The sequence below is a fragment of the Acinetobacter sp. 1294243 genome (assembly GCF_000588015.1).
Classification (GTDB): domain Bacteria; phylum Pseudomonadota; class Gammaproteobacteria; order Pseudomonadales; family Moraxellaceae; genus Acinetobacter; species Acinetobacter pittii.
Genome location: NZ_JFXG01000002.1, coordinates 41,005 through 60,501, shown reverse-complemented (window position 1 = coordinate 60,501; position 19,497 = coordinate 41,005). Strand labels below are relative to the sequence as shown.

At 34.9% G+C, this 19,497-nt stretch carries 24 protein-coding genes and 1 pseudogene; 16 read left to right on the top strand and 9 right to left on the bottom strand.

Going from position 1 to position 19,497, the window contains the following annotated elements; all coding sequences use genetic code 11:
• Positions 1-131: 131 nt before the first annotated feature.
• The 5 genes from J655_RS07965 (at position 132) to J655_RS07950 (ending at position 3,756) form a co-directional block, all read left to right on the top strand.
• Positions 132-641, top strand: a complete 510-nt coding sequence (locus J655_RS07965; RefSeq protein ID WP_032007437.1) for a hotdog fold domain-containing protein — start codon at positions 132-134, stop codon at positions 639-641.
• 16 nt (positions 642-657) lie between these two features.
• Positions 658-1,230 carry a lysozyme gene (locus J655_RS0104245; RefSeq protein WP_032052236.1) on the top strand — a complete coding sequence of 191 codons (573 nt, stop codon included), beginning with the start codon at positions 658-660 and terminating at the stop codon, positions 1,228-1,230.
• Positions 1,231-1,797: 567 nt separating this feature from the next.
• Entirely contained in the window at positions 1,798-2,040 is a 243-nt protein-coding gene (locus J655_RS07960) for a hypothetical protein (RefSeq protein WP_032007434.1), read from the top strand.
• Positions 2,041-2,223: 183 nt separating this feature from the next.
• Complete coding sequence (locus tag J655_RS07955) at positions 2,224-3,330, top strand: minor capsid protein (RefSeq protein WP_032052235.1); 1,107 nt, start codon at positions 2,224-2,226, stop codon at positions 3,328-3,330.
• 162 nt (positions 3,331-3,492) lie between these two features.
• Entirely contained in the window at positions 3,493-3,756 is a 264-nt protein-coding gene (locus tag J655_RS07950) for a hypothetical protein (RefSeq protein ID WP_017386735.1), read from the top strand.
• A gap of 56 nt (positions 3,757-3,812) precedes the next feature.
• Here the strand turns inward: J655_RS07950 and J655_RS07945 are convergent, their stop codons facing one another.
• Positions 3,813-4,667, bottom strand: a complete 855-nt coding sequence (locus J655_RS07945; protein WP_032007432.1) for a DMT family transporter — start codon at positions 4,665-4,667, stop codon at positions 3,813-3,815.
• A 223-nt stretch (positions 4,668-4,890) separates the two neighbouring features.
• Here J655_RS07945 and J655_RS07940 point away from each other — a divergent pair, with 223 nt between their 5' ends.
• From J655_RS07940 to J655_RS07925, 4 genes are all read left to right on the top strand, one after another.
• A complete protein-coding gene (locus tag J655_RS07940) occupies positions 4,891-5,760 on the top strand; it encodes a LysR family transcriptional regulator (protein ID WP_032052234.1) in 870 nt (289 codons plus the stop codon).
• Positions 5,761-5,949: 189 nt separating this feature from the next.
• On the top strand, positions 5,950-6,081 hold the full coding sequence (locus J655_RS24385; RefSeq protein WP_002114618.1) for a hypothetical protein: 132 nt from the start codon (positions 5,950-5,952) through the stop codon (positions 6,079-6,081).
• Between the two features lie 274 nt (positions 6,082-6,355).
• A complete protein-coding gene (locus J655_RS07930; RefSeq protein WP_032007430.1) occupies positions 6,356-6,643 on the top strand; it encodes a hypothetical protein in 288 nt (95 codons plus the stop codon).
• Between the two features lie 247 nt (positions 6,644-6,890).
• A complete protein-coding gene (locus tag J655_RS07925) occupies positions 6,891-7,253 on the top strand; it encodes a NirD/YgiW/YdeI family stress tolerance protein (RefSeq protein WP_005073765.1) in 363 nt (120 codons plus the stop codon).
• A 90-nt stretch (positions 7,254-7,343) separates the two neighbouring features.
• Here J655_RS07925 and J655_RS07920 read toward each other — a convergent pair whose 3' ends face one another.
• Complete coding sequence (locus tag J655_RS07920; protein WP_017480907.1) at positions 7,344-7,850, bottom strand: GNAT family N-acetyltransferase; 507 nt, start codon at positions 7,848-7,850, stop codon at positions 7,344-7,346.
• Positions 7,851-7,909: 59 nt separating this feature from the next.
• Here J655_RS07920 and J655_RS25115 point away from each other — a divergent pair.
• Both J655_RS25115 and J655_RS07915 read left to right on the top strand, forming a co-directional pair.
• A pseudogene (locus tag J655_RS25115) lies at positions 7,910-8,020 on the top strand (hypothetical protein); the annotation flags it as partial.
• Positions 8,021-8,057: 37 nt separating this feature from the next.
• Positions 8,058-8,486: a hypothetical protein gene (locus J655_RS07915; RefSeq protein WP_017480908.1), complete on the top strand. Its 429-nt coding sequence runs from the start codon at positions 8,058-8,060 to the stop codon at positions 8,484-8,486.
• A gap of 68 nt (positions 8,487-8,554) precedes the next feature.
• Here J655_RS07915 and J655_RS07910 read toward each other — a convergent pair whose 3' ends face one another.
• Positions 8,555-10,138 (bottom strand): ATP-binding cassette domain-containing protein, encoded by a 1,584-nt coding sequence (locus J655_RS07910; RefSeq protein ID WP_032007428.1) that lies wholly within the window; start codon positions 10,136-10,138, stop codon positions 8,555-8,557.
• Positions 10,139-10,398: 260 nt separating this feature from the next.
• Positions 10,399-10,842, bottom strand: coding sequence for a universal stress protein (locus J655_RS07905; protein WP_002115225.1), 444 nt, complete (start codon positions 10,840-10,842; stop codon positions 10,399-10,401).
• Positions 10,843-11,132: 290 nt separating this feature from the next.
• Between J655_RS07905 and J655_RS07900 the strand changes: the two genes are divergently transcribed.
• From J655_RS07900 to J655_RS07890, 3 genes are all read left to right on the top strand, one after another.
• Positions 11,133-11,360, top strand: coding sequence for a hypothetical protein (locus J655_RS07900; protein ID WP_002115208.1), 228 nt, complete (start codon positions 11,133-11,135; stop codon positions 11,358-11,360).
• A 175-nt stretch (positions 11,361-11,535) separates the two neighbouring features.
• Positions 11,536-11,709: a hypothetical protein gene (locus J655_RS24380; protein WP_005068723.1), complete on the top strand. Its 174-nt coding sequence runs from the start codon at positions 11,536-11,538 to the stop codon at positions 11,707-11,709.
• Between the two features lie 267 nt (positions 11,710-11,976).
• Positions 11,977-12,420: an RDD family protein gene (locus J655_RS07890; protein WP_005073782.1), complete on the top strand. Its 444-nt coding sequence runs from the start codon at positions 11,977-11,979 to the stop codon at positions 12,418-12,420.
• A gap of 60 nt (positions 12,421-12,480) precedes the next feature.
• Here J655_RS07890 and J655_RS07885 read toward each other — a convergent pair whose 3' ends face one another.
• A complete protein-coding gene (locus J655_RS07885; protein WP_017480911.1) occupies positions 12,481-13,656 on the bottom strand; it encodes a benzoate/H(+) symporter BenE family transporter in 1,176 nt (391 codons plus the stop codon).
• A gap of 186 nt (positions 13,657-13,842) precedes the next feature.
• On the opposite strand from J655_RS07885, the gene J655_RS07880 reads away from it, so the two are divergent.
• On the top strand, positions 13,843-14,316 hold the full coding sequence (locus J655_RS07880) for an Lrp/AsnC family transcriptional regulator (RefSeq protein WP_032052233.1): 474 nt from the start codon (positions 13,843-13,845) through the stop codon (positions 14,314-14,316).
• 53 nt (positions 14,317-14,369) lie between these two features.
• Here J655_RS07880 and leuE read toward each other — a convergent pair whose 3' ends face one another.
• The 3 genes from leuE to J655_RS07865 form a co-directional block, all read right to left on the bottom strand.
• Positions 14,370-15,020 carry a leucine efflux protein LeuE gene (gene leuE, locus J655_RS07875; RefSeq protein ID WP_016803130.1) on the bottom strand — a complete coding sequence of 217 codons (651 nt, stop codon included), beginning with the start codon at positions 15,018-15,020 and terminating at the stop codon, positions 14,370-14,372.
• 75 nt (positions 15,021-15,095) lie between these two features.
• Entirely contained in the window at positions 15,096-16,085 is a 990-nt protein-coding gene (gene tal, locus J655_RS07870) for a transaldolase (RefSeq protein WP_017480912.1), read from the bottom strand.
• Between the two features lie 130 nt (positions 16,086-16,215).
• Positions 16,216-17,109 (bottom strand): LysR family transcriptional regulator, encoded by an 894-nt coding sequence (locus tag J655_RS07865; RefSeq protein ID WP_032007421.1) that lies wholly within the window; start codon positions 17,107-17,109, stop codon positions 16,216-16,218.
• Between the two features lie 90 nt (positions 17,110-17,199).
• Here J655_RS07865 and aceI point away from each other — a divergent pair, with 90 nt between their 5' ends.
• Positions 17,200-17,634, top strand: a complete 435-nt coding sequence (gene aceI, locus J655_RS07860) for a chlorhexidine efflux PACE transporter AceI (protein ID WP_130625944.1) — start codon at positions 17,200-17,202, stop codon at positions 17,632-17,634.
• 64 nt (positions 17,635-17,698) lie between these two features.
• Here aceI and J655_RS07855 read toward each other — a convergent pair whose 3' ends face one another.
• Complete coding sequence (locus J655_RS07855) at positions 17,699-19,267, bottom strand: acetyl-CoA C-acetyltransferase (RefSeq protein WP_032042458.1); 1,569 nt, start codon at positions 19,265-19,267, stop codon at positions 17,699-17,701.
• Positions 19,268-19,497 lie beyond the last annotated feature (230 nt).

Here is a 19,497-nt window from a genome sequence, read left to right as displayed (position 1 = left end):
ACAACAACAAACTCTAGATATTATTCAAAAATTATCATTAATGACTTAAAAAACATGAAAGTTAAGCAATGAGTCTAGAGATATGAGGCTATATATTTATTAAATTCTTATTCTCAGCCAGAAGTAAAACTATGAGTAATTATATTTATAAATTTGCCAACCAAATCAAATATAACGCTGTACCACCAATTAATGACGTTTTGCTCGCTTTTAGAACATTGAAAGCAATACCATGTGGATTAACGTTGTTGTCAAAAGTTGTTAGCCGTGTTGCTCCATATTTTCAAACAGTAAATCCAATTATTCAAAAACTAGATGCTGACGTGTGTGAAGCTTTCATCAAAAAGAATAAATCAGTCGAAAATCACATAGGAACAGTTCACGTTATTGCCATATGTAATGGATTAGAATTTGTTATGGGTGTACTAACCGAAGCATCTATTCCTCAACATTTAAGATGGTTACCTAAAGGCATGAATGTAAATTATGTCGCCAAAGCCGATTCTGATATTAAAGTCGTCGCAACAATTGATGAAGAATGGAAAGTTGGCGATATGCAAATAAAAGTAAATGCCTATAGAGCAGATGGACAGCCTGTAGTTCAAGGGTATATTACACTTTGGGTTACAGAGAAAAAGTAAGATGAAAGAGGATTAGATGCAAAAAATATTGGATTATCTTTGCAAGCTTTTTACTACCAAGTCTCGGTCACGTGCCGCTACAAATAATCCGATTGCTACCGCAACAGACAATGGCGATGAGGAAATTGGTTTTGTGGTAGATGAGATGTCTCTGAGTCAGGAAGGGGTAAACCATATTTGTAATTTTGAAGGATTAAGACTCAGTGCTTATGATGATGGCGTAGGTGTCTGGAGCATTGGTTATGGCACAACCAGATACCCAAACGGTTTGAGCGTTCAAAAAGGTGACACATGTACTCTTGAGCAGGCCAAAGCATATATGCAGCATGATTTGAAAATATTTGAGCGTGCAGTCAATGGCGCTGTAAAAGTTCCTTTAAAGCAAAATCAATTCGACGCATTAGTCTCACTAAGTTATAACATCGGGGCAGGAGCCTTTAAAAAATCGACCTTATTAAAAAAATTAAATTCAGGCGATTACAAAGGGGCCGCAAACCAATTTGATGTATGGGTAAACGCAGGCGGTAAGCGTTTGGCTGGATTGGTTAGACGCCGCGCTATTGAAAAGAAATTGTTTTTAGGATCATAGTCTTTTAATTCTTTATAGGGTTTGATCAGAAAAGCCGTTCTGATCTTTAATAAAATCTAGGCATAAAAAAAGCCTGATGCTACGAATCAGGCTTCAGTATTCATCCACAATAGGAGTTGATGAACAAGACCAATCTAACAGACCTGTTCAGTAAAGGCAAACCGAGGCTTGAATTGCTGAGTCAGATCAAAGTAATTTTTCCAAATTACACGCATTAAAAAAGCCCTTGCTCGAAAGCGAAGGGCTTAGTCATTCATTGATCTACCAATGAACTATATAAGGCTCATCTCATACTAAGGTCAGTATATCTGAAATTGGAGCAACTGAGAAGAAAACCTTATAAATACCTTTTTCATTCTATTTAAAATTAATTTATTTGGGCGTATAGCAAGTTACATCATTGGTAAATCAATACACAAAACTTGCACTTTGCATTTTTAAGGGTGTGGTATTTGTGTAGGCTCTGATTGGCTTAGGAAATAAAACAGTAGCTATCTTTTAACGGTTCAATATAAAGTTTGAACATGTTGAAGACATCAGGAGCTAGATATAAGCAAGGAAGTAAATATGAACTTAATTAGATTAGAAGAACTTTCATTGATGAGTAATGCGGTTTTAACACCTCAATTAAACAATTGGCCAAGTATACAATCATCAAATACGGGTACTACATACGCTAATAAGAATACAAACAGTTTTTCTGAACAATCTGATAAAAAATTTTATAAAGAATGGCGAAAACAACAAAAGAAAATACTTAAAAATATTCCGAGTAATGCTGTTTTACTCAGCATTAAAGAGATGGTATAGTTAGACACGAGACAAGTTTATAAAGATATAAATTACAAGGATAAGCTGTTAGCTAAATAACTTTACGTAGGTACACTTGTTAGTCATAACTTATTCTAGAGATATTAATAATAAGCAAATTACATAAGGTAAGACAAACAAATAGAAAATAATAAAAAGGGCAATTCTGTAGAGGTAATTTTTATGGTTAATCTTCATCAGAAATCACTTTTTGATGTTCTGACTCAACATCAAGCTTATCTATATCGAGCATCTTCAAGATCGGTTAATGAACTTCTTAATTTATTTAATTCCGAAACAGTTAATATGCTTACCAAACTAAGTAAGCTGTTAGATGAGCTAAATGAAAAGGAAAAAACCGCATTGGCGGGGGGGGTTTACTCAACAGCCCCCTTAAAAGAAAAACGTGCACTGATTTCTCAGTGGTTTAATACTACTAACGATATGCTCATTGAAACTTTTACCATCTCTGCTGTGGCATTGGCTGTCTATGAAGTCAGATATATGTCAAAAATTTTTGGTGGTAAACATAACGAGTTAAAAGGTGAACAGCTCTATAAAGCTGCTAAACGTGTTCCTTTAGCAGGTGGAGCATTGGTGGATGAGTTACTTTCTACAATTGCAGAGGTTGCCCGTCAAAGAGCTGAGTATGCAATTCGGGATGGCCTCAATACTGGAGCGACGAATCAACAAATTATTCAAAGGATTCTAGGGACTAAACGCCTTAAATATGAAGATGGACTACTAAATAGCTCTAAGATTGATATTGAACGAACTGTGCGTACGATTCGAAGTCATATATCCAATCAGGCCTATTTAAACAGCTATAAACAGTTAAAGTTTGCATATGTCAGATTTGTAAGTGTTCTTGATGGTAGAACCTCAAAAGTATGTGCAGCCCTTGATAGTAGTGTGTGGAATATCAATGACCCTACAAAAAAAGTTCCGCCTTTACATCCTCATTGCCGCAGTATTCTAGTTCCAACTCATGAGGACGGTCAGCTAGTCGGCAGCCGAGCCTTCATTATGGATGAGAGAAAATTTAAGGATATTCCTAAAAATGAACGTGAACAGTTAATTGGCCAATTAGATGCAAATATGTCATTTAAAGAGTTTTTTAAACTAACAGATGATTTCTTTCAAAAAGAGTGGTTAGGGCCTAAAAGATATCAATTATATAAAGAAGGACAATTCGACTTTGATAAGTTTTTTGATCCAGAAGGACGATTGTATACACTTGAGGAGCTAAAAGAACTTGATGAGCGAGCTTTTAAAGTATTGGGATTGTGAGAGAGAGTAGAAGTATTAGAAATAGGATTTTTATCTTGAACAACTTTTTTAGTTTTAACTAAATACACACACTTAAACAATTAGTTGAAAAAAGTTTCAATAATCTAGCCAGATAGCATGTTAAGTTTTTCTCAATCATAAAAATTTAGAAAGGATCAAAACATGAAATTTTCCTACCAAGATCTTGCTGGAAATAATATTGAAGTGGAATGTGAAAGTTATATTCATATTCCATCAGGAGCAGCTGTAAAATCTACAGAAGCTGGCAATTACCACATTACTGAAAATTTCAGCTTCTATAAAAAAACTGAAGCTGATTCTGTGCCCATCTATCGATTTGCTATTGATCGTAATTCTAATGTTTTTAATAGCGATGAACTGCCAGCATTAGCTCAAATTGGTAAAGACTGGAAAAATTTAGACTAGTCTTTAACTCAGTATAAAGCCCTCAGTCGAGGGTTTTATAATCTACTTTAAATGATTTATTTCTTTTTAAATACAAGTGTTAAGCCTATTAAAATCGCAATCATTCCTATTAAGCCTGCAAGCGGCAACTTATTTTTTAAAATTAAAAAATCTAAAAGTGCAGTAACAACAGGGACTAAATAGAATAGGCTTGTCACATTTACAAGATTGCCCTGATTTAGAAGACGGTAAAGTAAAAGTTGAGCAACTACAGAAATTAAAATTCCAAGGAATAAAACCGAAATAATGAGTTGTGAATTCCACGTTATTTCAAAATGTTCAAATGGAACTATAAATAAACAAACTAGAAGGCTAACTATATATTGGAGCGGTAAGACATCTGTTGGGGCTTGTTGAATGTTTTTTTGCATGATGGCACCAAAAGTTATACAGATCAGTGCTGCTAAGGCAAAGAATATTCCGATTGGAGCGATAAAAGACATAGTTAAGCTTTTCCACACTAAAAGTATGAGTCCGGCTAAAGCAATCAATAGACCTAATAATCTCTCTTTTTGTAAATTCTTTTCTAAAAGACAAAGCGTCAAGATTGGCTGTATTCCCATGATTGTGGCCATTAAACCAGGGGTGACTCCGTGAGCCATGGCTTTAAAATAACAAATTGAATAACCTGCAATAATCAGTAGTCCAGTTAATAAAACTTGCTTTCGAGTTCCATACTTAGGTAAAAGTCTTTTTCTAAAAATAGCAATTAACAACAGAACAAACAAAGCTGTGGCAAAGCGTAGAATTAATAATGCTATAGGTGAGGCACTGTCGAGCCCCCATCGAGTAAAAATCGCAGCACTTCCCCACAGTAAAACGAAAGTGGATGTCGCACTTTGTGACGCAAGCAACTGTTTATTTAGGCGCATAAAACCTCCTCCTAGTGCGTAATACCTAAGAAATACGAAGTGATAAAATGGTTATTAAGGACAGTGATTAACGAGTTATTCAGTTGTTAATCAATTCATCGTTAGGGACGTTTAAAAATGAACTGTTTTAACTTTTTATAAGTTCAGTATGAGAGAAGCAATAAATAAAGAAAAGCGCATAATTCTTTTATATACTATTTGAAAATCGAATAGATAAATCGTAATGAATATAAAAAACTTACAGATTGATTGGTTAAAGTGTTTTGTCACTGTCGTTGATACAGGCTCATTGTCGAATGCAGCCCCTGAGTTATATCGATCACAGTCAGCGGTTAGCATGCAATTAAAAAAACTTGAAGAAGCCCTACATTGCCAACTTTTAATACGAACGCACCGACAAATTGAATTAACGTCTCAAGGACAGCTACTTTTAGGTTATGCACGCCGTATTTTAGATTTGCATGCTGAAGCCCAAATGGCATTTCACGGAGATGAATTAAAGGGCCGTATACGTCTTGGTGTACCTGATGACTATGCTTCTAAATATTTAACGCCCGTACTTAAACGTTTTGCACCACGTTACGGAGGGGTTGAAATTGAATTGATTTGTGAACAGTCGACTTCTTTAATTCCACGAGTAGAAAGCGGTGATATAGACTTAGCATTAATTTCGAGAGATAACGCTCGTCAAGGAACACTATTATTCCATGAACCAATGGTATGGGTTGGCTCTCCACAATTTGAACTCTGGCGAGAAGACCCGCTTCCAATTGCAGTTTACGAAAGTACTAGCCAAGCTAAAAAGAGTGCTATTCATTCTTTGGCATTACAAGGACGCCGTTACCGTGTGGTATACAATAGTTCAAGTTTGGCTGGTCAAATTGCAGCGGTGGAAAGTGGTTTAGCAATTGCCGTGTTCACACAGTGTAGTGCGCCTGAGCATTTAACTATTTTAAGTGCTGATCATGGCCTAGGACCTTTAGAACCTATGGAGGTCGCTGTTTATCGGAGTCGGGCATCTTTGGATTCTAAAGCTGTAGATCACTTATATGACTTACTCCTCAAAACGCTCAGGCACTCAGTTAATATTTAATTTAAGTTTATGTTAGGTGCTCGGCTTTGAACTTGTTGAGTTAAATTTAAATGAGCGCTTAAAGTCAAAACTAAATAGCTTTACATTTTTGCGCTAAATCTACAAAAAAGCCTAGAAACCTATGCTGATCGTAAAACTAATAAAAAGTATTTATTAACTCATCAATCTAAACAATTCATGAGGTGAAACATGACAAAAATTATAGCGACCTTGGGTTTAGCCGCCTTTATTTCTTTGAGTGTGAGTGCTTGCCAAGGTGAAAACGACACAAAACAGCAAGATAAAACCACAACTCCTCATTCAATGGATAAAGATTCATAATCTAGTTGAATGCCCAAAGCCCATCGTAAGATGGGTTTTTTTATATCTTTTTATTTTTGTCTTAAAGTGTGATTTGTAACTCAAAATATTTATTTTTAATGGCGCCGTTCAAAATATGTTGACTAATACACTTGGTTTTAAATATATTTAAATTCGAAACTCATTATTTTAAATAGAACTCTATATTTAAAGTAAATTAGTTCAAATATCCTCAGATCAGAAATTTAACCTTTAAGTTTGATTATAAAAATATTAACTAATCAAGGAGGTAGGTATGGACGCTAAATTTCATTCTGAAAATGAATATGGTTTTATTTTAAGTATATTGAACAACTATGTTGTTATAAAGAAGACATTAAAAGATGATCATTATCCTTATGATTCATTTGGTTATCTTCTTGCTCTTTATCAACCACTAAAAGTCTATATTCCTCAGCTTCCACATCCAAAAATTTATATTGAGGTTGGTGGAATTTCTTATGACAGAATGATTGTTATGCAAACAGAGGATGAGACAGAAGCCATAAATATTTTATTGAGTTTAGGACAACTTGTTGCCTAACAATGAAGTGATATTTTAATGCTGAGTTTAATTTACTTAAGAAAAAGCTTTCTTAAGTAAATTCACGAAAAAATAAAGGCCATAAAATAGTTGTTGGAAAAGAGAACTTAAAGAAATTTTTTAATGTTACTATTTATTATCATTAAACAAAGAACTTAATAAGATACAAAAAGCCACAAAAGCTAAATCTATAACTTTAAAAGAATTTGTTTATATAACTAAGAATATTAAAAAGTAGGTAATCGTCATGAAAAAAATACTTTTAACAGCATTGGCTGGATTTGCTTTATTAGGAAGTAGTGCTGTGATAGCTAAACCAGATGCTGCTTTATTAAACGAAGCAACAAAAAATGTAGTCACAGTGTCCAAAGTAAAAACTTTGGCTGATGAATCTGGAGTAACTTTAACTGGTACGATCGTAAAGCATATTGCTGGGGATCATTTTGAGTTAAAAGACGCTACGGGTTCAATCATAATTGATATCGATGATGACTTATGGAAACCTCTTGAACTAAAAGCAGGGGATAAAGTACGTGTCGTTGGTGAGGTAGATAAGCATAGAGTTAAGCCTACCGATATTGAAGTTTTCCAAATTGAGCGTGTTAAATAAAAGCTAATATTTTAAGTAAATATTGTTCAAAACCAATGAAAAAGAAAACTCCTATTTTAGGAGTTTTCTTTTAAAGATAGTAAGTTTTTATTATTGCATCGCATTAAAAGCCTCTTGGTATTTAACATTCGCTTTTGGAATATTGCCCGAGAAAGTTAGAGCCTGAAAATATTCACTCGGTACATCAGGCAAAATTAGCTCAGGATAATTTTTAAAACCAAATCGGCTGTAATAATTTGGATCACCTAATAAAACACATCCTTGAGCGCCAAGTTGTTTTAATTTTCCTAGTGATTTATTGATGAGAAGAGAGCCAACACCGCATCCTTGTTTATCTGGATGAACTGAGATAGGACCTAAACCATACCAACCTATTTCGCCTGAGCTAATCTCAACCGGAGAAATAGCAATATGTCCAATAATAGACTCATCTTCAATTGCAACTAGAGAAATAGTAAGTTGTCCGTGAGCTCTTAGACTATTAACAATAAAATGCTCGGTATGACTTGTGTGCTCAGCATTTTCAAAAGCTGCTTTTGTCAATTTTTCAATGGCTTCAATATCTTCGGCTTGCTCATCACGAATAATAATATTCATTAAAAACTCTTCCAGATGTATAAATTATCCATATACTTTAACTTTTAAATAATTATTGAAAAGAAGATAATTTAGATTTCTAAGATACTTTATTTGTTACTGGTTATAAAAAGCAACTACTACTCATCAAACTCATACATAAAGTAAAATTTTATAAAAATCATTTTTAATATAATCACTTTAAAAATAATTTTGAGGGTCAATAAGTTGAGAAAAATCATTAAAACATTATTACTATCTACGCTTATTTCAGCTACTTCGTTCACTGTCTATGCCAAAAATACTGAGCAAAAAGTTAATTTTTTACAAAGTTCACCACATACCATTTTAACTGGAAAATTTCAGGGCTACGATGATGTAAGGTATAGAATTTATGGAAAAAAAGGCCAAATATTAAAATTTGATATTAATAGTCTGGGGAATTTAGCCTACATAAATATTTTTTCACCTGGTAAAAAACCAGGTAAAGATAATGCACTATTGATTGGCTCAACTATAGGTTTTAAAGGAGAGCTTACTTTACCAGTTGACGGCGATTATATTATTCAAGTTTATCAAATGCGTAATAGTGCTCGTAAAAATAAAACTGTCAAATATACTTTAGAGCTCGAGTTATTAAGCAAAGTGAAACAATAATAACTGATGAAATTTACTAGCTCTCAAATGAGAACTAGTAAATTTGAAACTTGGTATATTACTAACTATTACGTTAAGGAAAATGACTCATGAATGCCCGAGCTTTCAACAAACAGTTGATCGTGTGAAACGAGCAATAACGCACCTTCATAACTCTGAATTGCATGAGCGAGTAACTCCCTAGATTCAATATCCAAGTGATTTTCTGGTTCATCTAATAACAGAAGTTCAGGTGCAGGGTTTAACTGGCTAAGAGCTAATAAAGCTACTTTTAATTTTTCACCACCACTTAACTGAGACAATAGTTGGGTACCTTTATCCCCACGAATTCGAAGTTGACCTAGCAAATTTCTCCATTCGAGTTCTGAAAGTTCATTATTCATGTGAGATAAATTTTCAATAACATTGATTTCATCACACAAAAAGCTAAAGTTCTGGTCGAGGTAGAAACACTCTACAGATAAGTGAATGCTGTCACAGGGTTGATTGTTTTGTGCATGAATTGCCTTAAGTAAAGTTGATTTTCCAATACCATTTTGTCCTGTTATGTGAATTTTTTGAGCTGCTTGTACAGCTAGATCGATGGGTTTTTGAGTACCATGTTTCAGTTTCAACTTTTTAATCCGCAGAATTTCACCAGATTTCTTATGAAAAGACGGGAAGACAAAATGTTGAGGTTTAACAGTTTCGAGAAGCAATTTCTTATCTTTTAAATCATTTTGACTGTTCGAAATCTGACGTTGGTGTTGAGACTGTATAGCAGCAATGCTTTGGCCTGCTTGTTCCTTTTTAAAGTCGAGCAAAATCTTGGCTTGAGAATTTGATTCTCTTAATTTATTTCCAGCACGCTCACGTTTTTGAGCTTTCATTAATACATCATGTTGCTTTTGCTTCATGTGTTTAACTTCACGTTGGTTCTGTTGAATAGATTGCTCTAGAGCTACAATATTGGTTTGATACTGCCCATAAAATTTTTCATAGTTTCCGGTGGTGTGATGTAGACCATGTTCATTTAAATGATAAATATGGTCGACTTCATTTAATAAATTCCGATCATGGCTAATGATAAGACTACCTGCCGGATGTTTTTTTAAATGATCGATTAACCATTGTCTAGATTCCTGATCTAGATGATTACTAGGCTCATCAAGTAATAGATAGTGGTCTGATTTTAAAAATAAACAGCTTAAAGCCAACTTGGTTTTTTGGCCTTCACTTAAATTTTTAACTGGGAAATCTAAATCTGTTGGTAGACCAGCTGATTGTAAGAGATTGTTCCATAAAATGGGCAGGTCCCATTTACCTTCCAATAAATCATAATCATCGAAGTCGGCATTACCTTGTTCAACTCTTTTAAAAGCATCGTAAATATCTAAAATATCTAAGGCTTCAGCAATTGTAAGTGCTGTCAAACGATGCAATTGAGGTAAATACGCATGTTTTACATGCCAAGATATTTGCCCTGATGTAACAACTGAATCTAATGCAAGCGTCTCATTTAACATTTGCATAAGCAAAGATTTGCCTTGGCCATTACGACCAATTAGGGCAGAGACCTGATTCGATTCAAGACTAAAATTTAGATGCTTAAACATTACCTTTGAAGGGAACTCTAAGGTAAGTTGCGATATTACACATGCCTGCTGAGTCATAAAAAACCTCATAAATACAGGATGTACAAAATAGGAAAATGATAATTTTTAATAGAGATGGTAAATCACAAAAATAGTCTATTTTGCACATCAAAAAAAGAAAAAATTGATGAGAAAAAAGACTTACTTCATTGGCGTGACTCACGAAATTGATGGAATAGTGAACTATTCTATAGAGTTTTTTAGTGGGTGTAAAATTTCTATAAGTTATTTTATTAAAAAGCCCAATTATTAGATTGGGCTTTTATCTTTCAAGTATTTTACTCTTTTACGACTAAAACTTGAATCTTGGTGCTATTTAAAACATCTTGAGCAAAGCTTCCCAAAATTAGTTTTTGGAAACCTTTACGGCCATGCGAACCAATCACAATCAAATCAGAACCTAAGTCTTCTACGGCTTTCAAAATACCATCTGAAGAAATTTCACCTTGAATGATTTGAGTTTCTGCATCAATGCCTTCTTCAGCACATAAAGCTTTAACTTTTGCGAGAGTTTTTTCTGCATTAGCACGTGCTTCAACAAAATAATCTTTTACAACAGGTGAGATATAATAAAAATCTACGCCACTAAAAGGATCTACCGCAACCAAACTAATGGCGGTCAATTTACTACCAAATGCTTTTGCAATATGAGCTGCTTGTCGAGCTGCTGCTAAAGAAATCTCAGAACCATCTACTGGTACAATAATATGTTGGTAATTCATGATCTTATTCCTCTTATTTACAGTTGTTATATGTATGAAGCTTTTATTAATTAAAGATTAACATATTTCATTCTTTGGAGACATCTCTTCAATTAAAAGTTATTGAAATTAAATAAAATAAATATAAATCAAATAATTGAGTTGATTACTTTGCTAGTTTTGAACTGGTAGGTAAGCTATAGACCTATAATTATTAATATTTACATGAAAATTACAAAAAATTACGGTTCATATTTCTGTCACAAAGAAGCCGTATAACAAAATAGTGAATTAAAGGGGGGCTAAGAAAGATGGCAGATTTAACAGCAAAGAAAGTCAATAAACTCATTGAAGAGTTTAGTCAAACAGGTAAAGAACCTCAAAAGTTAATCATTGGCTACAAAACTTATGCAAGACTGATGACTGAAGATAAATTTGCAGAAAAAGTTGTTCCTTCACTAGAAGACTCAAAAGAACGCTTATATAAAAACTTAAAAATTAAACTTGTGACTGAAAAACATTATTTTGAAATTAAATAAAACTTATGTGAACTTCATCACTGTCTATTAAACTAAATTAACACTAAATAAGTTTAATAACATTATTAATGTATGATGATACAAATTAATAGTGTAATCAACATTTGAAAACAGCAATCGTTTATAAACTCGATAGAATAAATTGCTTTTATTTTAAGTAGTGGAATAAATTGAAATGCCAACAATCAGTGTAATTATTTTTTATATTTTAGCTATATTAGGCGGTATAACAATTGTTTATGGATTAATCAGTTTAAGTGTTTTTTTAATTACAATCGGATTGGCTCTATTATTTGCAGCACTTTTATTAAAAAAAGAATTTAAAATAGATATTTTATTTTGGCAATAAATATAATATTTATTTGTAATTTAATTTATATATAAACGTATTTCGATATAACTGACATAAAAAAATGTCAGTTTTTAAAAGATTAAATTAAGTTTTTGTAGAGATATGTGGTTAATGATGTTTTTTGATCAAAATAATTACAATAAAATATAAAAGTAAGAAATTTAAAATTTATTTAAGTATTTAAAAATAAAAAAGTTTCAATTAGGATAAAAGTAAAGTAGTAAGACCATTTTAGCTATTAAACAATAACAAAGTGAGGTAGGCATGACTTATAAGTATGAGTATGCAGGGTTCTGGTTAAGATTTGGCGCAATGATTATTGATAGTCTTATTCTTTGTTTAGCAATTATTCCAGCCGCATGGATTTTTTATCGGGGAGATTACGACTTAGTATTTGCTACAGGCTTAAGTAGTCAGCCACAAAACTATTGGTTTGACCTGATTGTGAACTACGCATTTCCTTTTTTATATTCAGTTTTATGTTGGTTGTATTTTGCAGGTACACCTGGCAAACGTTTGATGCGCTTAAAAGTTTTAGATGAAAAAACAGGTAATAAGCTCACAGTCATGCAAAGTATTATTCGATATATTGGCTATATTCCATCAATTTTAGTATTTGGTATTGGTCTTTTTTGGGTGGCATTTGACGCTAAAAAACAAGGCTGGCACGACAAAATGGCAAAAACAGTCGTAGTAAGAGAGTTATAAGAAACTATACTAAAAAGCGTTCATAGCATTGAAAATAGGGAGCTATGAACGCTTTTTTTATTAGCTTTTTTTGGCTTTAAATTTGAGAACAACAAATACAATAATTCCGACCACCAATCCCCAAAATGCTGAGCCGATTCCGAAGAATTGAATACCCGAAGCGCTACATAAAAAGGTAAATAATGCAGCTTCACGCTCTTCAATTTGAGCAAAAGCAATCGCAATGTTGTGGCTGATCGTACCAAGTAATGCAATACCCGCTAAAGCTACAATAAAAATATGAGGGAAAGACATCAATAAACTTGTGAGTGTTGCAGCAAACAAACCCATTAAGATGTAGAAAAAACCGCAGCTTATACCTGCAATATAGCGTTTGCTTGGGTCAGGATGAACTTGGTCATCTAAGCTTACGGCAGCACTAATCGCAGCAATATTTACGCTATAACAGCCAAACGGTGCAAGCACAACTTGGGTTAAACCTGTCCAGCCAATGAGTTGATTCACGTGTGGTTTGTAGCCATAACTTTTGATCATGGCAATGCCCGGTAAATATTGAGAAGCCATACTAATCACAAACAGTGGCAGTGCTAAGCCCAAAAGTGCTGACCAGCTAAAGTCAGGACTAATCCAAACAGGTTTTGCTAAAGACCACTGAATTGTAGGTATATGAAATTCTAAAAAGACAGGACACAGGGCAATACCTGCAATTACGGTAAATACAATGCTATAACGTGGCCATAATCTTTTTGTAATGACATAAATGCTAAGTAAGGACAAAACAAATACCCAATCATTTTGTAAACTTGCGAAAAGTGTAATACCAAATTTGAGTAGGACGCCTGCCAGCATGGCACTTGTTAAACTTTGAGGAATGTATGACAGCGCTTTTTGAAAAATACCTGAAAAGCCTAAAATCGCAGTGAGTAAACCACCAACTAAAAAAGCACCAATCGCTTCATTTAAACTATATCCACTACCTGTTGCCATAATTAAAGCAAGACCTGCGGTTGACCACGCCGTCGCTACAGGATATTTAAATTTCCAAGAAAGAATGAGTCCTGATAAGCCAATACCCAAACCTAAAGCCCAAAACCATGAAGTGATTTGTTCAGGTGAAGCACCTAAAGCTTGAGCCGCCTCAATCACTAAAACGGCCGAAACACTAATACCAATGAGAAAGGTAATAAAACCAGCAAATACTGCTGGAATTGAAAAATCTTGAAGAATTTTTTGCATGATACGTGTTCTAAATCCAAGAAAAATTAATAGGCTTCTGCCATTGCTTCCAGTTGGGGTGAATTTAACAATTTTTTTTAAGAAGGTGCTTTCTATTTTTAGGTTAAAAAATAAATAATATTTTTAAATTCTTAAATAATGCTATTATTCGTTCCATAAATAACAATGAATCAAGAATATTATTTTATGGATGAGAAAGCCGAAAATTTAATTCCACTAGAACTGAAAATTATGCGTGCCTTACAGGAAAATGGGCGTTTAAGTAATGCTGAATTGGCTAAACTAGTAGGTATTAGTACATCATCTTGTTGGAATCATACTCAGCGTCTTTTTAAGATTGGAGCAATCTTGGATGTTCGTGCTCGGATCAATCCCAATACGGTTCAACGTGGTACAGTGGTGTTAGTTGGTGTAGTTTTGGACCGTTCAACCCCTGACAGCTTTCAAGCATTTGAACAAGCCTCGGGTGATTTGGAAAATGTTTTAGAGTGTTATCTAGTGGCGGGGGAAGTCGATTATTTTTTTAAAAATCGTGTTAAAGATTTGGCTGCGTTTAACCGATTTCATAGTGAAAAGATTATTGCCTTACCCGGAGTAAGACAAGTCAGAACTTTTTTTGTACTTAATGAAGTTAAAACAGATGGCATGCTGGACTTTTAGCAGTTCATAATGTTTTAACTTTCTAATCCAAAAGCTTATTAGAGTAAAAATAATTAAATCGTTGAGGTTGCTAGTTTTAAACCAAATCCGAAAAATAGAATTCCTACTAAAAAGATTCCGCTTGCTGCAATTTTATGGTTTTCTTTAAAAAATGCCGAGAGTTTAATTCCAGAGAAGATTAATGCAGTTAAATAACTAAAGCTAATGATCTGTAAAATAATCGCTAAAATTAAAAAGCTCAGAGCAGGATAAGCGTAGTCTGGTTCAACAAATTGAACAAAGAAAGAGAGGAAAAATAAAATCGCTTTAGGGTTGAGTAAACTAATACTGAGGGCTGTTTTATAAGGATGAACTTTATCTAAAGCTGGTAAATCAGCCATTTCTGGTTGAGTTTGATTACGTTGTTTCCAGCGTTGAATACTGCCTTGTAACAGTTTAAAGCCTAAATAAGATAAATAAAGTGCACCTGTTAATTTAAGAATGACAAATACCCATGGGAATGCCTTGAGTAGAGACGCAGCTCCGAGTACTGTACATAGCATTAAAATAAGGTCACCGGTGAAAATACCGAATGCACCCATATATCCGGTTTTAATCCCGTAGCGCGAAGCGATTGACATCACATAAAGAGAATTGGGTCCTGGCAATAACACAATTAGGAATGTACCAATAATATATGTTGTTAAATCTGTTATGCCGAACACGAGAAACCCAATAAAAAAAACCGATTTTTGTCATGATAACAAAAATCGGCAATTTTGTATGAAAAGTGCAGTTTTTTAAGATTTTATTTCCGCATCAATTCCAAAAGACTGACGTAACAAAAGGCTTAATTGGTCACGTGCTTTAATAAAGCCATCGACACCACCTTGTAAAAGCTGGAATGCCATTAAGTCATGGTTAAGTTCATCTTTAAAACTTTGCTCATCTTGAGCTGGTCTAACCATGGCTTCTGCTTGTTTTGCTTGAGATGCATCAAGTGCCGCATCAACTGTACGGGTATCTTGCTCAAGCTGGGTAAGTAAGTTTGGCGAGATCGTCAGTAAATCACATCCAGCAAGGCCAAGCACTTGATCGATACTACGGAAGCTCGCACCCATCACTTGAGTTGGAATATTTTGTTGTTTGTAATAGGTATAGATTTTCTTAACTGAAACTACGCCTGGATCTTTTTCGATTGGATAAGCGTCTACACCTTCAGCTTTTTTGTACCAGTCTAAGATACGGCCTACAAATGGTGAGATTAAAGTCACTTTTGCATCTGCACACGCTTGGGCTTGATGTAAACCGAAAAGGAGAGTGAGGTTACAAGCAATTCCTTCAGCTTCGAGCACTTTGGCAGCTTGGATACCTTCCCAAGTCGATGCAATTTTAATCAGAATACGTGACTGATCAATACCATAACCTTTGTAAAGTTCACATAATTCATGCGCTTTTTTAATGGTCGCTTCAGTATCATATGAAAGTGCTGCATCGACTTCTGTCGAAACACGACCTTCAATCAGTTTTAAAATTTCTACACCAAATTTTACGGTTAAAATATCAATGGTTCTTTCGATTAACTCATCGTTGCTATAGCCTTCTTCTTTGGCTTGATAATAAGCATCTTCAATGAGCTCTTTGCTTTCTGGTTGTTCTGCTGCTGCCGTAATCAATGAAGGATTAGTCGTTGCGTCTAATGGACGGAATTTACGAATTGCATCAAGGTCACTACTGTCGGCAACAACGGTCGTTAATGTTTTTAATTGGTCAAGTGCTGTATGAGTCATTGATATTCAACATCTTCAGTAATAAATCTTATGTTTTCTTTATAGCACAAAGTCTATTCATGCTGTCGATATATCAATTGTTATATTTCAAAGAAAAACGTTTAGGTTCTGCATCTAATTTGAAATATTTTTAAGGCAGTGGTTGCATTCGTTGCTTACGGATATGTTCAATCAAAAATCTAGCAGCGGCACCAAGCTCACTTTCTCGACTCCATACCAAGTCGACATAATATTCAAATCGGGGAGTGAAATCTAATAAATCCAATACTTTAAGTTTATTTTTTAATTCAGGATTTTCTTTAAACATTTCTTGAGGAAGTACACCCCAACCCAAATTGCGCAAGATCATTAAACAAGCGGAGTGGTGGTTATCGGTGCGCCAATAATGTTTCGAAAAAAGTAATTCTGGTTTTAACGTCTCATCTCGGCTTGCAACTACAATTTGTCGTGTAGTGAGGATCTGCTCATAAGAAACCTGATTTTGGCTTGCTAGAGGATGGCTGTTTGAAATAACTGGAATTAGAGCTTCCTGCTTGAGCTCTACGAATTGTTCTCTGTTATCTAGATGCTCACGTTCAAACATCAGTGCTAGTTGGGCAGAACCATCTAATAACATTTGCAGAGCATCTTCTTGAGGGGCAGACACAATATTAATTTGTAAGTCTGGAAAACGACTTTCTAAAAGACAAATATAGTCGGTCCAATTGGTGTGTAAAAGTTCAGAGACAATCACAAGCGTTAAATTGGCTTCTAACCCTGTACTTAACGCGTGAGCGTGTTGTTTCCATTGATTCATCTCAATCAAAAGCTGAGAGGTCTTTTCATATAAAACCCGTGCTTCGTCAGTAGGGACGGGTTCGCGGCCTTTACGGTCAAATAAAGTTAAGTCCAGATCAATTTCTAAATTGGCAATAGACATGCTTACAGCCGAAGGAACTTTGCCAAGTTTACGTGCTGCTGCTGAAAAGGATCCTGTTTCAATCACTGCCTGAAACATGAGTAGTTGTTCTTGATTAATATTCATCTGTCAAAAAAACTGAAAGAACCTGATTGGATTAATCAATATTATAAAAATAAAATGCACATTATCCAAGTTATTATTGAGTATTTAAAAATGTTGATTTCCAAGAGAAGACTCATTCATGCAATCAGTTATGAAGGAATTTTATTGGTCATCATTGCGATTGCATTAAGTTTTATTTTTGATATGCCGATGGACGTAACAGGAACACTCGGTGTGTTTATGGCAGTGGTTTCAGTTTTCTGGAACATGATTTTTAACCACTATTTTGAAAAAGTAGAGCATAAATATAATTGGGAAAGAACAATCCCTGTTCGGATTTTACATGCGATTGGTTTTGAGGGCGGTTTGCTGATTGCGACTGTACCGATGATTGCCTATATGATGCAGATGAGTGTCATTGATGCACTTATTTTAGATATTGGTTTAACCTTATGTATTTTAGTTTATACCTTTATTTTCCAGTGGTGTTACGACCATATTGAAGATAAGTTTTTCCCAGATGCCAAAGCTGCATCACTTCATTAAGCCAAGATATTGAAATGAAATAAGCACCCAAATGGGTGCTTATTTTGTTAGGTCGTTATAGAAATTATTTTTCTACAATCGCAACCACACCTTCACCACCTGCCGTACAGATCGAGATTAATGCACGGCCTGAACCTTTTTCATTAATCAATTTAGCAGCAGTTGCTAAGATACGACCACCAGTTGCAGCAAATGGATGGCCTGCACCTAAAGATGAACCATTTACGTTCAGTTTAGAGCGATCGATTGAACCCAAAGGTGCATCTAAACCAAGACGTTCTTTACAGAATTTTTCATCTTCCCAAGCTTTCAAAGTAGACAATACTTGAGATGCGAATGCTTCATGAATTTCGTAGAAATCAAAATCTTGAAGTTTAAGGTTTGCACGCTTAAGCATACGAGGCACTGCATAAGCAGGAGCCATTAACAAACCTTCTTTAGGGCCGTTTTTACCAATGAAGTCAACAGCTGCTGTTTCAGAGAAAGAAAGATAAGCTAAAACTTCATGACCGTTTTCTTTTGCCCACTCTTCAGAAGCAAGCAAGACAACAGAAGCACCGTCAGTTAACGGAGTTGAGTTACCAGCTGTCATTGTTGCAGTTTCGCCTTTACCGAAAACTGGCTTCAATTTAGCAAGTTTTTCAACTGTGCTGTCTGCGCGTAAGTTGTTGTCACGGTTAAGACCTAAGAATGGAGTCATTAAGTCATCTAAGAAACCACGCTCATAAGCAGCAGCAAGTTTTTGATGGCTGCTAGCAGCTAACTCATCTTGTGCTTCGCGAGTAATACCCCATTCTAAAGCAGTGATGGCTTGGTGCTCACCCATTGAAAGGCCAGTACGTGGCTCACCATTGCTTGGTGCATCAAGAAGCTTTTTAAAATCAATTTTTGTTAAGGCTTTAAGGCGGTCTTTACCCGTTTTAGCTACATTGAGCTCAAGTAAAACTTTACGTAAACCATCACCCACAGCGATCGGAGCGTCAGAAGTTGTGTCTACACCACCTGCAATACCTACGTCGATTTGACCAAGCGCAATTTTGTTTGCAACTACAAACGCTGCTTGTAAACCTGTACCACAAGCAATTTGAATGTCATAAGCAGGAGTTTCAGGAGCAAGATCTGTGCTCAATACAACTTCGCGAGTCATATTAAAGTCACGGCTGTGTTTTAAAACAGCACCAGCAACGACTTCACCAATACGCTTACCCTGTAAGTTAAAGCGTTCAACCAAACCATTCAATGCTGCTGTCAGCATGTCAGAATTTGACGCTTTGAAATAAGCAGTATTTGAACGTGCAAATGGAATACGGTTGCCACCAATAATTGCAACGCGGCGAACAGTGTTTTGGCTCATGGTTTTATCCTGTTGAACAGAAGTTTTGGTTTTTGTTGCTTTTGGTGCTGCAGCTACATTTGAAGATGTAGACGAGGTTTCTGAAGCAGCGCTCTTGGTACGAGGGCTACGTGCAGGTGCAGTCGTTGAACGAGTACGTGTCGTTTTTGATGTATTAGTTGCTGCTTTAGGAGTAGTGCTGTTACGCTTAGCCGTGTTAGAAGCCGACTTTGATGTATTTGACACTTTTTCCTGAGCAGAATTCTCGACTGCTGGATTTTCTTGAGTTGTTTTGCTCATAAGGCTTTTCCAAGCATAATAACGATATTCTTGTAAGCTACCTTAACACAATTCAAATAGACCTGTATTGACTAGAATGACATTGTAGATAGCATTCAGGTCAAGACATCCAAAGATGAAGTCAAGTATGATTTGGAGTAACTCTAATGAACGACTGCTTTCATATTGTTGCTATTCATCTCATAACATAATGAAGCCTGTCGTAGAAAATTCATTTCTTTGAGAGATAA

What these genes read in the sequence shown, in the direction of transcription:
- J655_RS07965 (WP_032007437.1), top strand. Translation starts at nt 132, where the DNA reads ATGAGTAATTATATTTATAAATTTGCCAACCAAATCAAATATAACGCT.
- J655_RS0104245 (WP_032052236.1), top strand. Translation starts at nt 658, where the DNA reads ATGCAAAAAATATTGGATTATCTTTGCAAGCTTTTTACTACCAAGTCT.
- J655_RS07960 (WP_032007434.1), top strand. Translation starts at nt 1,798, where the DNA reads ATGAACTTAATTAGATTAGAAGAACTTTCATTGATGAGTAATGCGGTT.
- J655_RS07955 (WP_032052235.1), top strand. Translation starts at nt 2,224, where the DNA reads ATGGTTAATCTTCATCAGAAATCACTTTTTGATGTTCTGACTCAACAT.
- J655_RS07950 (WP_017386735.1), top strand. Translation starts at nt 3,493, where the DNA reads ATGAAATTTTCCTACCAAGATCTTGCTGGAAATAATATTGAAGTGGAA.
- J655_RS07945 (WP_032007432.1), bottom strand. Translation starts at nt 4,667, where the DNA reads ATGCGCCTAAATAAACAGTTGCTTGCGTCACAAAGTGCGACATCCACT.
- J655_RS07940 (WP_032052234.1), top strand. Translation starts at nt 4,891, where the DNA reads ATGAATATAAAAAACTTACAGATTGATTGGTTAAAGTGTTTTGTCACT.
- J655_RS24385 (WP_002114618.1), top strand. Translation starts at nt 5,950, where the DNA reads ATGACAAAAATTATAGCGACCTTGGGTTTAGCCGCCTTTATTTCTTTG.
- J655_RS07930 (WP_032007430.1), top strand. Translation starts at nt 6,356, where the DNA reads ATGGACGCTAAATTTCATTCTGAAAATGAATATGGTTTTATTTTAAGT.
- J655_RS07925 (WP_005073765.1), top strand. Translation starts at nt 6,891, where the DNA reads ATGAAAAAAATACTTTTAACAGCATTGGCTGGATTTGCTTTATTAGGA.
- J655_RS07920 (WP_017480907.1), bottom strand. Translation starts at nt 7,850, where the DNA reads ATGAATATTATTATTCGTGATGAGCAAGCCGAAGATATTGAAGCCATT.
- J655_RS07910 (WP_032007428.1), bottom strand. Translation starts at nt 10,138, where the DNA reads ATGACTCAGCAGGCATGTGTAATATCGCAACTTACCTTAGAGTTCCCT.
- J655_RS07905 (WP_002115225.1), bottom strand. Translation starts at nt 10,842, where the DNA reads ATGAATTACCAACATATTATTGTACCAGTAGATGGTTCTGAGATTTCT.
- J655_RS07900 (WP_002115208.1), top strand. Translation starts at nt 11,133, where the DNA reads ATGGCAGATTTAACAGCAAAGAAAGTCAATAAACTCATTGAAGAGTTT.
- J655_RS24380 (WP_005068723.1), top strand. Translation starts at nt 11,536, where the DNA reads ATGCCAACAATCAGTGTAATTATTTTTTATATTTTAGCTATATTAGGC.
- J655_RS07890 (WP_005073782.1), top strand. Translation starts at nt 11,977, where the DNA reads ATGACTTATAAGTATGAGTATGCAGGGTTCTGGTTAAGATTTGGCGCA.
- J655_RS07885 (WP_017480911.1), bottom strand. Translation starts at nt 13,656, where the DNA reads ATGCAAAAAATTCTTCAAGATTTTTCAATTCCAGCAGTATTTGCTGGT.
- J655_RS07880 (WP_032052233.1), top strand. Translation starts at nt 13,843, where the DNA reads ATGGATGAGAAAGCCGAAAATTTAATTCCACTAGAACTGAAAATTATG.
- tal (WP_017480912.1), bottom strand. Translation starts at nt 16,085, where the DNA reads ATGACTCATACAGCACTTGACCAATTAAAAACATTAACGACCGTTGTT.
- J655_RS07865 (WP_032007421.1), bottom strand. Translation starts at nt 17,109, where the DNA reads ATGAATATTAATCAAGAACAACTACTCATGTTTCAGGCAGTGATTGAA.
- aceI (WP_130625944.1), top strand. Translation starts at nt 17,200, where the DNA reads ATGTTGATTTCCAAGAGAAGACTCATTCATGCAATCAGTTATGAAGGA.
- J655_RS07855 (WP_032042458.1), bottom strand. Translation starts at nt 19,267, where the DNA reads ATGAGCAAAACAACTCAAGAAAATCCAGCAGTCGAGAATTCTGCTCAG.